A 13,737-nucleotide genomic window follows, 5' to 3' on the forward strand; every position below is an offset into this window, starting at 1 on the left:
AAGATGCTCGATGGCTGAACTCGCCAAAGAAGTCATTCGCGTCAACATCGAAGACGAAATGCGGCAGAACTACCTCGATTACGCCATGAGCGTGATCGTGGGGCGCGCCCTGCCGGACGTGCGCGACGGTCTGAAGCCGGTGCATCGCCGTGTGCTGTACGCGATGAACGAACTCGGCAACGCCTGGAACAAGCCCTACAAGAAATCGGCCCGCGTGGTCGGCGACGTGATCGGTAAGTACCACCCGCACGGCGACGCTTCGGTATACGACGCGATCGTGCGCATGGCGCAGCCGTTCTCGCTGCGTTACATGCTGGTCGACGGCCAGGGCAACTTCGGCTCGATCGACGGCGACAACGCCGCGGCGATGCGCTACACCGAAGTGCGCATGGCGAAGCTCACCCACGAGCTGCTCGCCGACATCGACAAGGAAACCGTCGACTTTGGCCCCAACTACGACGAGAGCGAGCAGGAACCGCTGGTCCTGCCGACGCGCGTGCCCAACCTGCTGATCAACGGCTCGGCCGGCATCGCGGTGGGCATGGCGACCAACATCCCGCCGCACAACCTGCGCGAAGTGATCGACGCCACCGTCGCCTTGATCGACGATCCGACGCTCGGCGTCGACGCGCTGATGCAGTACATCCCCGGCCCGGATTTCCCCACCGCCGGCATCATCAACGGCGCCGCCGGCATCGTCGAGGCCTACCGCACCGGCCGCGGCCGCATCCTGGTGCGCGCCAAGGCCGAGATCGAGACCGACGAGAACGGCCGCGAGGCGATCATCGTCACCGAGCTGCCGTACCAGGTGAACAAGGCGCGGCTGATCGAGAAGATCGCCGAGCTGGTCAAGGAAAAGAAGATCGAAGGCATCGCCGAACTGCGCGACGAGTCCGACAAGGACGGCATGCGCGTGGTGATCGAGATCCGCCGCGACGCCATGGCCGACGTCGTGCTGAACAATCTCTACCAGCAGACGCAGCTGCAGAGCGTGTTCGGCATCAACATGGTGGCGCTGGTCGACGGCCAGCCGAAGCTGCTCACGCTGAAGGAGTTCATCGAGGCGTTCGTCCGCCATCGCCGCGAGGTGGTGACGCGGCGGACGATCTTCGACCTGCGCAAGGCGCGCGCCCGCGCCCACATCCTGGAAGGTCTCACCGTCGCGCTCGCCAACATCGATGCGATGATCGAGCTGATCAAGAGCTCCGAGTCGCCGCAGGTGGCGCGCGAGCGCATGCTGGCGCGCGTGTGGGAACCGGGGCTGGTGCGCGCGCTGCTGTCCGCCGCCGGCGCCGACGCCTCGCGTCCGGAGGACCTCGACCCGGCGGTCGGGCTGAAGGCGGAGGGCTACCAGCTCTCCGAGGCGCAGGCCAAGGAGATCCTCGAGATGCGCCTGCACCGCCTGACCGGGCTGGAGCAGGAGAAGCTGACCGACGAATACCGCCAGTTGCTGGACACCATCCGCGGCCTGATCGAGATCCTGGAGAAGCCGGAGCGCCTGCTGGCGGTGATCCGCGAGGAGCTGGTGGCGATCCGCCAGGAGTACGGCGACGAGCGCCGCACGCTGATCCAGCACTCGCAGGAAGACCTCGACGTGCTCGACCTGATCGCGCCCGAGGACATGGTGGTGACGCTGTCGCACGCGGGCTACTGCAAACGCCAGCCGGTGAACCTCTACCGCGCGCAGCGCCGCGGCGGCAAAGGCCGCTCGGCGACGGCGATGAAGGAAGAGGATTTCGTCGAACAGCTCTGGGTGGTCAACACCCACGACACGCTGCTGACCTTCACCAGCGCCGGCCGCGTGTTCTGGCTGCGCGTGTACCAGATCCCCGAGGCCGGCCCCGGCGCGCGCGGCAAGCCGATCGTCAACCTGCTGCCGCTGGAGGAGGGCGAGAAGGTGCAGGCGGTGCTGCCGGTGCGCGAGTTCGACGACCAGCACTACGTGCTGTTCGCCACCCGCAACGGCACGGTGAAGAAGACGCCGCTCACCGAGTACGCCTATCGCCTGCAGCGCGGCAAGATCGCGATCAATCTCGACGACGGCGACGCGCTGGTCGACGTGCAGCTCACCGACGGACATCGCGACGTGATGCTGTTCGCCTCCAACGGCAAAGCCGTGCGCTTCGCCGAGGACGAGGTGCGCCCGATGGGCCGCACCGCCACCGGCGTGCGCGGCATGAAGCTGGCCGAGGGCGAGCACGTGGTCAGCCTGGTCGTCACCGAGGGCGACGGCGACATCCTCACCGCCACCGCGCGCGGCTACGGCAAGCGCACGCCGCTGGCCGAGTATCCGCGCAAGGGCCGCGGCACGCAGGGCGTGATCGCCATCCAGTGCTCGGAACGCAACGGCGCGTTGGTCGCCGCCGTGCAGGTCGACGGCGCGCACGAGCTGATGCTGATCTCCAACCTCGGCACGCTGGTGCGCACGCGCGTCGCCGAGGTCTCGCAGCTCGGCCGCAACACCCAGGGCGTGACCCTGATCCGTCTGCCGGCCGAGGAGAGCCTGGTCGGCGCGGTGCGCGTCGAACAGCTCGAGGACGACGAGGCGGGCGAGGGGGACGCCTCGCAGCCGGCCGCGGGCGCCGAGGCGGGCCCGGCGGGCTGAGCGGCTCGCCGCTTGCGGAAGGCGAAGCCCCGGGGCGACCGGGGCTTCCCGCCAGCGCCGCGGCCGCGTTCAGCCCAGCGCCGCCAGCATCGCCTCGGCGGACGACACCTTGAACTCGCCCGGGGCCTCCACCTGCAGCAGCTTCACCACGCCGTCCTCGGCATACAGCGCGAAGCGCTGCGAGCGCAGGCCCATGCCGAAGCCGCTGGCGTCCAGCACCAGGCCGAGCGCCTTGGCGAAAGCGCCGTTGCCGTCGGCCAGCATGTGCAGGCCTGCAGGCACGTCCTGCGCCTTGGCCCAGGCGGCCATGACGAAGGCGTCGTTGACCGCCGTGCAGGCGACCTCGATGCCGCGCTCGCGAAAGGCCTCGTAGTGTTGCACGTAGCCCGGCAGGTGCTTGGCCGAGCAGGTGGGCGTGAACGCGCCGGGCACGGAGAACAACACCACCTTCTTGCCCTTGAAGATCTCGTCCGTGGTCACCGCCTGCACGCCGTCGCGCAGCACGTTGAGGGTGGCCTGGGGGATGCGATCGCCGACCTTGATGCTCATGGGAACCTCCTGCGGATTCGGACGGCCATCCTAGCGGCTTCCGCGGGCCGGCGCAGGCTTGAAAGGGCGGCCGCGTACCCCATTTTCGGGGCAACGGCCACGGCCGAACCCGATTCGAGGAGCGCATCATGAGCATCACCCGCTACACCCCCTGGCAGCCGGCATCGGCCTTGCAGGCGGAGATGAAGCAGATCTTCGACCGCTTCTTCAACGACGAGGAAAGCGATCAGTCCAACGTGGTCACCAGCCAATGGGCGCCGCGCGTGGACATCAAGGAGGAGGACAAGCGCTTCGTGATCTTCGCCGACATTCCCGGTGTCGATCCCAAGGACATCGAGGTGAGCATGGACAAGGGCATCCTGTCCATCAAGGGCGAGCGCAAGAGCGAGACGAAGGAAGGCAACGGCAAGTTCACCCGCATCGAACGCTCGCACGGCGTGTTCTATCGCCGCTTCGCGCTGCCGGACAGCGCCGACGCCGACGGCATCACCGCGTCCGGCAAGCACGGCGTGCTGGAAATCTCGATCCCGAAGAAGCCCGAAACCACGCCGCGCCGCATTACCATCGCGCCGGGCGACTGAGCGCCGCAGCGCGGCAGTCCGGGCCTGCGGCGGCGCCGGCCGCCGCAGGCCCTTTCGTTCGCGCGCAACCCGGGGAAGGGGACGCATGGAGTTCAAGGACTACTACCAGATCCTCGGCGTCGAGCCCAAGGCGACGGAGGCGGAGATCAAGGCCGCCTACCGCAAGCTCGCGCGCAAGTACCACCCCGACGTGAGCAAGGAGGCCGGTGCCGAGGACAAGTTCAAGGCGGTCAACGAGGCCTACGAGGTGCTGCGCGACGCGCAGAAACGCCGGGCCTACGACCAGCTGCGCACGCACGGCTACCGGCCGGGCGAAGAGTTCCGGCCGCCGCCGGACTGGGGCGACGACTACGGCTTCGATTTCGGCGGGGCCGGCGGCGCCACCGGTTTCAGCGACTTCTTCGAAAGCCTGTTCGGCCGCGCCGCGGGCGCGCGCGCGGCCGGGCCGCGCCGCGGCCGCGATGTGCAGGCGCGCATCGAGATCGACCTCGCCACCGCCTATGCCGGCGGACGCACGCGCGTGGCGCTGCACGACGGCGGCGGCGAGCGCGTGCTGGAAGTGAAGATCCCGCCGGGCGTGCTGCCCGGACAGACCATCCGCCTGGCCGGCCAGGGCCACGCGGGCCATCACGGCGGCCGCGCCGGCGACCTGCTGCTCGAGGTGGCGGTGCGCGAGGATCCGCACTACACCCTGGACGGCCGCAACGTGCTGTCGACCCTGGCGGTGACGCCGTGGGAAGCGGCGCTGGGCGCCAGCGTGTCGGTGCCGACGCTGGGCGGCCCGGTGGAGCTGCATATTCCGAAGGGGTCGCAGAGCGGGCGCAAGCTGCGCCTCAAGGGGCGCGGCATGCCCGGGCAGCCGCCCGGCGATCAGCTGGTGACGCTGGCGATCCACGCGCCGCCGGCGCACGACGAGGCGGCGGAACGCGCCTACGCGGCGTTCCGGCAAGCTTTTGCGGATTTCGATCCGCGCCGCCGGCACTGACGCCGGCCGGCGCCGCGCGGCGCGGCGATCGCAGCTAGCCGCCGATCAGTTCCTTCAGCGTGCGCGTCAGTTCCGCCTCGTCGACGGGCTTGGTCATGTAGGCCTTGGCGCCCTGGCGCATGCCCCAGACCTTGTCGGTCTCCTGGTCCTTGGTGGTCACCAGCACGATCGGGATGTGCGCGGTGTCCGGGTCCTTGGAGATGGTGCGCGTGGCCTGGAAGCCGTTGAGGTTCGGCATCACCACGTCCATCAGGATCAGGTCGGGCTTCTCGCGGCGCGCCGCCTCGACGCCGGCCGCGCCGTCCTCGGCCGTCACCACCTGATGGCCCAGCTTCTCCACCAGGCGCTTGATGCCGAGCAGTTGGGATGGCGAATCGTCGACGATCAGGATGCGCGCCATGGGCAAACCTCAGGGGAGGACGTCCGCATTCTACGGGTCGGGGTGGGCGCTTCCAACCGCTGCGGCACGACGGACGGGGCGCGGACGAAAAACCGCGAAATCAGCCACATTGCGGCGACAGCGCAAGTCGATTCGATCAGCCCGCGCCGCCCAGGACGACGAGCGTGCGGCCGAAGGAGCCGCCGCCCAGCATGGTGTCGAACACCGCGGGCACCTCTTCCAGCGCGACCTCGCGCGTGCAGACGGCGTCCAGCCGCGCCGGTTTCCAGTCCGTCGCGAGATGCGCCCACACCTGTTCGCGCTGGTCGCGCGCGGTGCCCGCCGAGGCGATGCCGAGCAGGCTGACGCCGCGGATGATGAAGGGCATCACCGTGGTCGCCAGTTCCGCGCTCGCCGCGAGGCCGCAGGCGGCGACGTTGCCGTAGGGCTGCACCAGCGGCAGCAGGCCGGCCAGCATCGCGCCGCCGACGTTGTCCAGCGCGCCGCCGTAGCGCGCCGATTCGAGCGGGCGCCTGCCGAGTTCCAGCGTGCGGCGGTCCAGCACCGCGCTCGCGCCCAGCGCCTTCAGCGCCTCGGCGCGCTCGGGCTTGCCGCTGATCGCGTGCACCTCGTAGCCGGCGCGGCTGAAGATCGCCGTGGCCAGCATGCCGACGCCGCCGCTGGCGCCGGTGACCGCGATCGGCCCTAGCTCGGGGCGCTGGCGGTTGTCCCGCATGCGCAGCAGGGCGAGGCCGGCGGTGAAGCCGGCGGTGCCGAGGATCATGCTCTCGCGCAGCGACAGTCCGGTCGGCAGCGGAATCGTCCACGCCGACTGCAGCCGCACGTATTCGGCGTAGCCGCCGTCGCGCGTCTCCGACAAGCCGCAGCCGGTGCACAGCACCGCGTCGCCCTCGCGGAACGCCGGATCGGTCGAGGCGACCACGTGGCCGGCGACGTCGATGCCGCCGACCAGCGGGAAGCGGCGCAGGATCTTGCCCTTGCCGGTGCCGGCCAGCGCGTCTTTGTAGTTGACCGACGAGTAGGCCGCCTTGACCACGACCTCGCCGGGACTGAGGTCGTCCAGGCGCAACGTCTCGATGCCGGCGCGATGGCCGGCGCCGTCGCCGTGGATGCGGAAGGCGCGGAAGGAGGCGGGCACGCTCATCGTGGGCTCCCGGATCGTGGGCGGTTCAGGCGGCTTCCAGCAGGACGATGCCGGACATGCGGCGAAATTCCTCGCGCCGCCGCCGCGGCTGCAGCCGGCCCAGCAGCGACCACAGCCAGGCGCCGCGCATGGTGCGCTTCAGGCGCACCGCTTCGTCCCAGGTGGAGCGGAATTCGGCCTCGCGCCAGCCGTGCGGCGCGAAGAACGCGGTGCCTTCGGCGGGACCGAAGCGGAACGGCGCGTTGCCGGCGCGCAGCCGCGGCGCCCAGCGCTTCTCCAGCATCTTCAACAGGCGCGGCGAGGCGAGGTCGGTCAGCCACCATTTCGCCCGCGCGACGTCGTGCAGCGCGCGGGCGAGGTCGGCGACCTGCGCGGCTTCGAGGTAGACCAGCAGGCCTTCGGTGATCGCCAGCACCGGCCCGTGCGCGGCGGCGCGCGAGAACACCTCGCGCCGCGCGTCCGCGTCGCGCAGGTCGGCGGCGACGAATTCCAGCGCGCAACGCGGCGTCTCGCCGGCCATCTGCTCGCGGAAGTAGTCGACCATCGCCGGCATGTCGACGTGGTACCAGCGCAGCGAGGCCGGCAGGTCGAGGCGGTAGGGGCGCGCGTCCAGGCCGGCGGCGAGATCGAGCACCGTGGCGGCGCCGTCGCGCACGCAGCGCAGCACGATCTCGTCCATCACCGCGGTGCGCACGATCATCGGCCAGGCCGAGGCCGCGCCGCGCGGCATCGCGCGCACGATCGCCTCGCCGCGCGCGCCGCCGAGGCGGCGCGCGTAGGGATCGCGGAACAGCGCGTCCGCGCGCTCGCTTTCCATGGCGCGGTAGATCGCCACCCACGACGCGGTGTCGGAGACGTTGCGGATCGGCGTGTCCCGGCCCATGGCGCGAGCCCTCGCAGATGCTCAGCCGAAGCGGTGGATCGCCCGCTTGTCGACGGCCATCGCCGCCTCGTGCACGGCTTCCGACAGGGTCGGATGCGCGTGGACGATGCGCGCCAAGTCCTCGGCCGAGCCCTTGAACTCCATCGCCACCACCGCCTCGGCGATCAGCTCGGAGACGTTCGGGCCGACCATGTGCACGCCGAGGATGCGGTCGGTCTCGGCGTGCGCGATCACCTTCACCGTGCCGGCGGTCTCGTTCATCGCCACCGCGCGGCCGACGGCCGCGAACGGGAAGTGGCCGGTCTTGTACGGGAGGTTCTCGGCCTTGCACTGCGCCTCGGTCTTGCCGACCCAGGCGATCTCGGGTTCGGTGTAGATCACCCAGGGGATAGTGTCCATGTTGACGTGGCCCGCCTTGCCGGCGATGGTTTCGGCCACGGCGATGCCTTCCTCGAAGCCCTTGTGCGCCAGCATCGGGCCGCGCACGCAATCGCCGATGCCCCACACGCCGGGCACGCCGGTCCAGCAGTGCTCGTCGACCACCACGCGGCCGCGCTCGTCGACCTCGACGCCGGTGCCTTCGCCGAGCAGGCCCTCGCTGTAGGCGCGGCGACCGACGGCGACCAGCAGCTTGTCGAACACGATCGCGTGCTCGCCGTCCTTGTCGGCGTAGGTGACGTGCACCTCGTTCTTCTTCACCTCGGCCTTGCCGACCTTGGCGCCGAGCTTGATCTCGAGGCCCTGCTTCTTGAACTCGCGCGCGGCGATCTTGGCGATGTCGGCGTCGGCGGCGGCGAGGAAGTCGGGCAGCGCTTCCAGCACCACGACCTCGGAACCGAGACGCTTCCACACGCTGCCCAGCTCGAGGCCGATCACGCCGGCGCCGATCACGCCGAGGCGCTTCGGCACGGCGTCGAAGTCCAGCGCGCCGGCGTTGTCGACGATGGTCTTGCCGTCGAACTTGGCGAACGGCAGCTCGATCGGCACCGAACCGGAGGCGAGGATGACGTTGGCCGCCGCGATCGTCTCGGTCTTGCCGTCCGGCGCGGTGATCTCGACGCGGTTGCCCTTGAGCAGCTTGCCCTTGCCGAAGTACGAGGCGACCTTGTTCGCCTTGAACAGCGTCGCCACGCCGCCGGTGAACTGCTTCACGATCTTATCCTTGCGGCCGACCATCGTCTTCACGTCGATGGCCGCGCCCTTGGTCGTGATGCCGTGCACCTCGAGGTGGTGCGTCAGGTTGTAGAACTGCTTCGACGAATCCAGCATCGCCTTCGACGGGATGCAGCCGACGTTGAGGCAGGTGCCGCCCAGCGCCTGCTTGCCGTCCTTGCCGGCGTAGTTGTCCACGCACGCGGTCTTCAGGCCGAGCTGCGCGGCGCGGATCGCGGCGTGATAGCCGGCGGGGCCGCCGCCGATGACGATGACGTCGAATTGTTCAGACATGGCTATTTGGGAGTCCTTGGATCGGGACTCGGGATCCGGGACTCGGGACTCGGAAAAGCATGGGCTTTACCGCGTCCGGATTCCCACTCTGACAGCTTTCTGGCCGAGTCCCGAGTCCCGAGTCCCGAGTCCCGGCGTCCGCCTTACAGCCCCAGCAGCATGCGATGCGGATTCTCGAGCTGGTTCTTGATGTCGACCAGGAACAGCACCGCGTCCTTGCCGTCGATGATGCGGTGGTCGTAGGAGATCGCGAGGTACATCATCGGCGCGGCGACGACCTGGCCGTTCTCGACCACGGCGCGGTCCTTGATCGTGTGCATGCCGAGGATCGCGCTCTGCGGCGGGTTGACGATCGGCGTCGACAGCAGCGAGCCGAACACGCCGCCGTTGGTGATGGTGAAGGTGCCGCCCTGCAGGTCCTCGAGGGCGAGGCCGCCCTCGCGCGCCTTCTTCGCATAGGTGGCGATCGCCTTCTCGATGTCGGCGAAGCTCATGTCCTGCGCATCGCGCAGCACCGGCGTCACCAGGCCCTTGTCGGTCGCCACCGCGATCGAGATGTCCTGGTAGCCGTGGTAGATGATGTCGTTGCCGTCGACCGAGGCGTTGACGATCGGGTGGCGCTTCAGCGCCTCGCACGCGGCCTTGACGAAGAAGCTCATCAGGCCGAGCTTGATGCCGTGCTCCTTCTCGAAGGCCTCGCCGAGCGACTTGCGCATCGCCATCACCTTGCCGAGGTTGACCTCGTTGAACGAGGTCAGCATGGCGATCGAGTTCTTCGATTGCATCATGCGCTCGGCGATGCGCGCGCGGATGCGCGTCATCGGCACGCGCTCCTCGGGGCGCGCGCCGGGCGTCGGCTTCGCCGCCGGCGCCGCGGGCGCGGCGGCGCCCTTGGCGTAGTTCACCAGGTCTTCCTTGGTGACGCGGCCGTCGCGGCCGGTGCCGGCCACCTTGGACGGGTCGATCTTCTCCTCGGTGGCGACGCGGCGGCCGGCGGGCGAGAGCTCGCCGACACCCTTCGGCGCGGCGGCCGCCGCCGGCTTCGGCGCCTCGGCGGGCGCGGCCGGCTTCGCCTCGGCGGGCGCGGCCGCGGCGACGGCGCCTTCCTCGATCACCGCGATCACTTCCTGGCTGGTGACGGTGTCGCCGGTGTTCTTGACGATGCTCTTCAGCACGCCGTCGACGGGCGAGGGCACCTCCAGCACCACCTTGTCGGTCTCGAGATCGACCAGGTTCTCGTCGCGCTTCACCGCGGCGCCCGCCTGCTTGTGCCAGGTGGCGATGGTGGCGTCGGAGACGGATTCGGGCAGGACCGGTACTTTGACTTCGATGGCCATGAGGTGCGTCCTTTGGAGGGCGTTCGTCGGTTGCGTCGGGCAGGTTCAGTCCGCGGCGTAGGCTTCGCCGACCGGGGCGACCAGCGCCTGCTCGACCAGCGCCGCCTGCTCGGCGACGTGGGTGCTGTAGTGGCCGCAGGCCGGCGCGGGCGAGCCCGTGCGGCCGGCGTAGGACAGGCTGTGCCCGTCGCCGATGCAGGCCTGCAGGTGATGGCGGATCTGGAACCAGGCCCCCTGGTTCCTCGGCTCCTCCTGGCACCAGACCACTTCCTTGGCGGCCGGATATTTCGCCAGCTCGGCGGAAACCTCGATGCGCGGGAACGGATAGAGCTGCTCGACACGCACCAGGGCGACGTCCTTCAGCCCGCGCTTGTCGGCTTCCTCGAGCAGGTCGTAGTAGACCTTGCCCGAGCACAGCACCACGCGCTTGACCTTCTTCGCGTTGACGCCGCGCTGGTCGCCGATCACCAGCCGGAAGCCGCCCTCGGCCAGCTCGTCCAGCGTCGACACGGCGAGCTTGTGGCGCAGCAGCGACTTCGGCGTCATCACCACCAGCGGCTTGCGCGCGCGGCGCAACATCTGCCGGCGGATCATGTGGAAGGCCTGCGCCGGCGTGGTCGGCACGCACACCTGCATGTTGTTCAGCGCGCACAGCTGCAGGTAGCGCTCCAGGCGCGCGGAGGAATGCTCGGGGCCCTGGCCCTCGTAGCCGTGCGGCAGGAACAGCGTCAGGCCGCACAGGCGGCCCCACTTGGCCTCGCCCGAACTGATGAACTGGTCGATCACCACCTGCGCGCCGTTGGCGAAGTCGCCGAACTGCGCTTCCCAGATCACCAGCGTTTGCGGATCGGCGGTGGCGTAGCCGTATTCGAACGCCATCACCGCCTCCTCGGACAGCACCGAGTCGATCACCGCGACCGGCGCGCCTTCGCGCACGCGCGCCAGCGGCAGCGTGGTCGCGCCGCTGGCCTGGTCGTGCAGCACGGCGTGGCGGTGGAAGAACGTGCCGCGGCCGGAGTCCTGGCCGACCAGGCGCAGGCCGTAGCCGTCGCGGATCAGCGTGGCGTAGGCGAGGTTCTCGGCGAAGCCCCAGTCCAGCGGCAGCTCGCCGGCCGCCATCTTGCGGCGGTCGTCGTAGATCTTGGCCACGCGCGGGTGCAGCCTGACCGCGCCGGTGTCGAGGATCACGTCGAGCAGCGCGGCCATCGTCTTGCGCTCGACGCCGGTCGCCACGGCCTCGTCGAGGCGGCCGTCCGCGTGCGGCGTCCAGTCGACGGCGAACGCGTCCCTGGCGTCGCGGTCGAGCTCGGTCACGGGCTCGCCGGCCTCCAGCTTGTTGCGGTAGGCATCGACCAGCTTCTGCGCGTCGGCGGCGGCGATGACACCCTGCCCGGCGAGCCGCTTGGCGTAGAGTTCGCGCGTCGTCGGGCGCGCGCGGATCACCTGGTACATCAGCGGCTGCGTCGCCGCCGGCTCGTCGGCCTCGTTGTGGCCGTGGCGGCGGTAGCAGACCAGGTCGATCACCACGTCCTTCTTGAACGTGCGGCGGAAGTCGTAGGCGAGGCGGGTGACCAGCAGCACCGCCTCCGGATCGTCGCCGTTCACGTGGAACACCGGCGCATTGACCATCTTGGCGACGTCGGTGCAGTACTGCGCCGAACGCGCGTCGCGCGGGTCCGAGGTGGTGAAGCCGACCTGGTTGTTGATGACGATGTGCAGCGTGCCGCCGACGGCGAAGCCGCGCGCCTGCGACATGTTGAACAGTTCCATCACCACGCCCTGGCCGGTGAACGCGGCGTCGCCGTGGACCAGCACCGGCAGCACCTGCTCGTGGGCCTCGTCGCGGCGGCGCGTCTGCCGCGCGCGCACCGAGCCGACGACCACCGGGTCGACGATCTCGAGGTGCGAGGGATTGAACGCCAGCGCGAGGTGCACGCTGCCGCCCGGCGTGCGCACGTCGGCGCTGAAGCCCATGTGGTACTTGACGTCGCCGGAATGGGCCGGGTCGGCCGGATGGTCGAACTTGCCCTCGAACTCGTCGAACAGCTTGTGCGGCGGCTTGCCCAGCGTGTTGACCAGCACGTTGAGGCGGCCGCGGTGGGCCATGCCGATCACCAGATCCTTGACGCCGGTCGCGCCGCCGCGACGCACGATCTCGTCCAGCATCGGGATCAGGCTGTCGCCGCCTTCCAGCGAGAAGCGCTTCTGGCCGACGTACTTGGTGTGCAGGTAGCGCTCCAGCCCCTCGGCCGCGGTCAGGCGCTCGAGCACGCGCAGTTGCTCGTCCTTGCCGAGGCCGGCGTTGCCGTTGGCCTGCTCGAGCCGGGTGTAGATCCAGCGACGCTGATCGGCGTCGGCGATGTGCATGAACTCGGCGCCGATCGTCGCCGTGTAGGTGGCCTTCAACCGTGCGACCAGCTCGCGCAACTTCAGGCGCGTGCCGCCGGCGTAGGTGCCGGTGTCGAATTCGGTGTCGAGATCGGCGTTGCCGAGGCCGTGGAAGGCCAGCTCCAGATCCGGCGCCGGCAGCTTCTGCGCCAGCCCCAGCGGATCGAGGTCGGCGGCGAGATGGCCGCGCGAGCGGAACGCGGTCAGCAGGCGCAGCACGCCCGCCTGCTTCTGCGCGTGGGCGTCGCCGACCGGCAGCGCGACCGCGCGATGGTTCAGGCGCTGCGCCGCCTCGATGCGGGCGATGGCCTCGGAATGCGGCAGGTCGCCGGCCTGGCGGCCCTTGAAGGCCTCGAAATAGCCGCGCCATTCGGCCGGCACCGCCTCGGGCGTGCGCAGCCAGGTCTCGTACAGGGCCTCGATGTAGGCGGCATTGCCGCCGCCAAGCTGGGAAGACTCGGAGAACGCTTGCAGTAGGTTCACGCTGTCACCGCAGAAAGACGAAAGGGCGCGCTTGGGCGCGCCCGACGAGTCGCCCGCCGCCCTTGCGCGGGTCGAAAGCCCGCGAATTATAACGGCTTGTTGCTGCGCTGCGGCAAGCGACGACTCGGGGCGCGGACGCGCGCGTCAGCTGGGCGTCATAGTCCGAGCAGACGCAGTTCGGTGCAGGGCGCGGAGCGCTCCCACACCTGATCGAAGTAGGCGGCGAACTGCGCCTGGCGACCCGGCGCGTAGGTCGAGCCCTCGCCCTCCCAGCGGCTGGCCAGCGTGCGGCAGAGATAGCCACCGGCGTCGTTGAGCAGGAATGCGGAGGCGTAGTCGCGATCGCCGGGTTCGAGCGGGCTGCGCAGCTGGAACACGCTCGGCAGGCGCTGCGCCAGCGGCAGCAGGCGGTGGCCGTCCTGCTGCGCCGGGCGCAGGTCGTGGACCAGGATGCGCACGCTGGCGCCGCGGCCGGAGATGGCCAGCCGGCGCAGCGCTTCCACGCAGGCTTCGGCGTCGAGCAGGCCGGGGTCGAGGTCGCGGGTGTAGATGCGCGCCTCGCGGCGGGCGGCGCCGAGCAAGTCGAGTGCGGCGGCGAGCGCCTGCTCGCGGGTCTCGCAGACGAGCGCGCGGGCTTCGGGACGCGGGGACGACGGATTCATCGGGCGGCCCTCCGGCGCGCGCGCTGCAGGCCGAGGTGGCCGGCGTTGACGAGATCGAGCGCGACCGCACGCGCGGCGGCGCCGCGCAGCTCCGCGGCATCGGCGGCGAACGGCGCCGGCTCGCACAGCCGCCGCGCCAGCGCGGCCGGGCAGGGCAGCGCTTCGCCGGCGACGTACAGCGTCGCCGCGCGCCCGTGCCGCGTCCAGGCGAAGCGCGACCAGGGGTGACGCAGCAGCCGCGCGCCCGCCGCCAGCGCGCGTTCGAACTGCGCGG

Annotated in this window: 12 protein-coding genes; 3 read left to right on the top strand and 9 right to left on the bottom strand. The window is 70.2% G+C overall.

The window, feature by feature from the left end:
- Positions 1 to 10 precede the first annotated feature (10 nt).
- Positions 11 to 2,605, top strand: a complete 2,595-nt coding sequence (gene gyrA, locus MBSD_RS09980) for a DNA gyrase subunit A (protein ID WP_062537196.1) — start codon at positions 11 to 13, stop codon at positions 2,603 to 2,605.
- A 69-nt stretch (positions 2,606 to 2,674) separates the two neighbouring features.
- Here the strand turns inward: gyrA and MBSD_RS09985 are convergent, their stop codons facing one another.
- Complete coding sequence (locus MBSD_RS09985) at positions 2,675 to 3,154, bottom strand: peroxiredoxin (protein ID WP_062537197.1); 480 nt, start codon at positions 3,152 to 3,154, stop codon at positions 2,675 to 2,677.
- Positions 3,155 to 3,282: 128 nt separating this feature from the next.
- Between MBSD_RS09985 and MBSD_RS09990 the strand changes: the two genes are divergently transcribed.
- Complete coding sequence (locus tag MBSD_RS09990; protein WP_062537198.1) at positions 3,283 to 3,735, top strand: Hsp20/alpha crystallin family protein; 453 nt, start codon at positions 3,283 to 3,285, stop codon at positions 3,733 to 3,735.
- An 85-nt stretch (positions 3,736 to 3,820) separates the two neighbouring features.
- A complete protein-coding gene (locus tag MBSD_RS09995; protein ID WP_062537199.1) occupies positions 3,821 to 4,720 on the top strand; it encodes a DnaJ C-terminal domain-containing protein in 900 nt (299 codons plus the stop codon).
- Between the two features lie 34 nt (positions 4,721 to 4,754).
- Here the strand turns inward: MBSD_RS09995 and pilH are convergent, their stop codons facing one another.
- The 8 genes from pilH to MBSD_RS15455 form a co-directional block, all read right to left on the bottom strand.
- Positions 4,755 to 5,120 carry a twitching motility response regulator PilH gene (gene pilH, locus MBSD_RS10000; protein ID WP_062537200.1) on the bottom strand — a complete coding sequence of 122 codons (366 nt, stop codon included), beginning with the start codon at positions 5,118 to 5,120 and terminating at the stop codon, positions 4,755 to 4,757.
- Positions 5,121 to 5,256: 136 nt separating this feature from the next.
- On the bottom strand, positions 5,257 to 6,264 hold the full coding sequence (locus MBSD_RS10005) for a YhdH/YhfP family quinone oxidoreductase (RefSeq protein ID WP_062537201.1): 1,008 nt from the start codon (positions 6,262 to 6,264) through the stop codon (positions 5,257 to 5,259).
- 25 nt (positions 6,265 to 6,289) lie between these two features.
- Positions 6,290 to 7,147, bottom strand: a complete 858-nt coding sequence (locus tag MBSD_RS10010; RefSeq protein WP_062537202.1) for a class I SAM-dependent methyltransferase — start codon at positions 7,145 to 7,147, stop codon at positions 6,290 to 6,292.
- A 21-nt stretch (positions 7,148 to 7,168) separates the two neighbouring features.
- Positions 7,169 to 8,593, bottom strand: a complete 1,425-nt coding sequence (gene lpdA, locus MBSD_RS10015) for a dihydrolipoyl dehydrogenase (RefSeq protein ID WP_062537203.1) — start codon at positions 8,591 to 8,593, stop codon at positions 7,169 to 7,171.
- 143 nt (positions 8,594 to 8,736) lie between these two features.
- The gene (odhB, locus tag MBSD_RS10020) at positions 8,737 to 9,930 is read right to left on the bottom strand and encodes a 2-oxoglutarate dehydrogenase complex dihydrolipoyllysine-residue succinyltransferase (RefSeq protein WP_062537204.1); all 1,194 of its coding nucleotides are present in this window, start codon (positions 9,928 to 9,930) and stop codon (positions 8,737 to 8,739) included.
- A gap of 45 nt (positions 9,931 to 9,975) precedes the next feature.
- Positions 9,976 to 12,801 carry a 2-oxoglutarate dehydrogenase E1 component gene (locus MBSD_RS10025; protein WP_062537205.1) on the bottom strand — a complete coding sequence of 942 codons (2,826 nt, stop codon included), beginning with the start codon at positions 12,799 to 12,801 and terminating at the stop codon, positions 9,976 to 9,978.
- Between the two features lie 155 nt (positions 12,802 to 12,956).
- Positions 12,957 to 13,463: a DUF7931 domain-containing protein gene (locus MBSD_RS10030; RefSeq protein ID WP_062537206.1), complete on the bottom strand. Its 507-nt coding sequence runs from the start codon at positions 13,461 to 13,463 to the stop codon at positions 12,957 to 12,959.
- Positions 13,460 to 13,737: winged helix domain-containing protein (locus MBSD_RS15455; RefSeq protein ID WP_336603257.1), on the bottom strand; the 278-nt coding region annotated here is incomplete at its 5' end. The genes MBSD_RS10030 and MBSD_RS15455, both read right to left, overlap by 4 nt.

The organism is Mizugakiibacter sediminis (assembly GCF_000953855.2).
Classification (GTDB): Bacteria; Pseudomonadota; Gammaproteobacteria; order Xanthomonadales; family Rhodanobacteraceae; genus Mizugakiibacter; species Mizugakiibacter sediminis.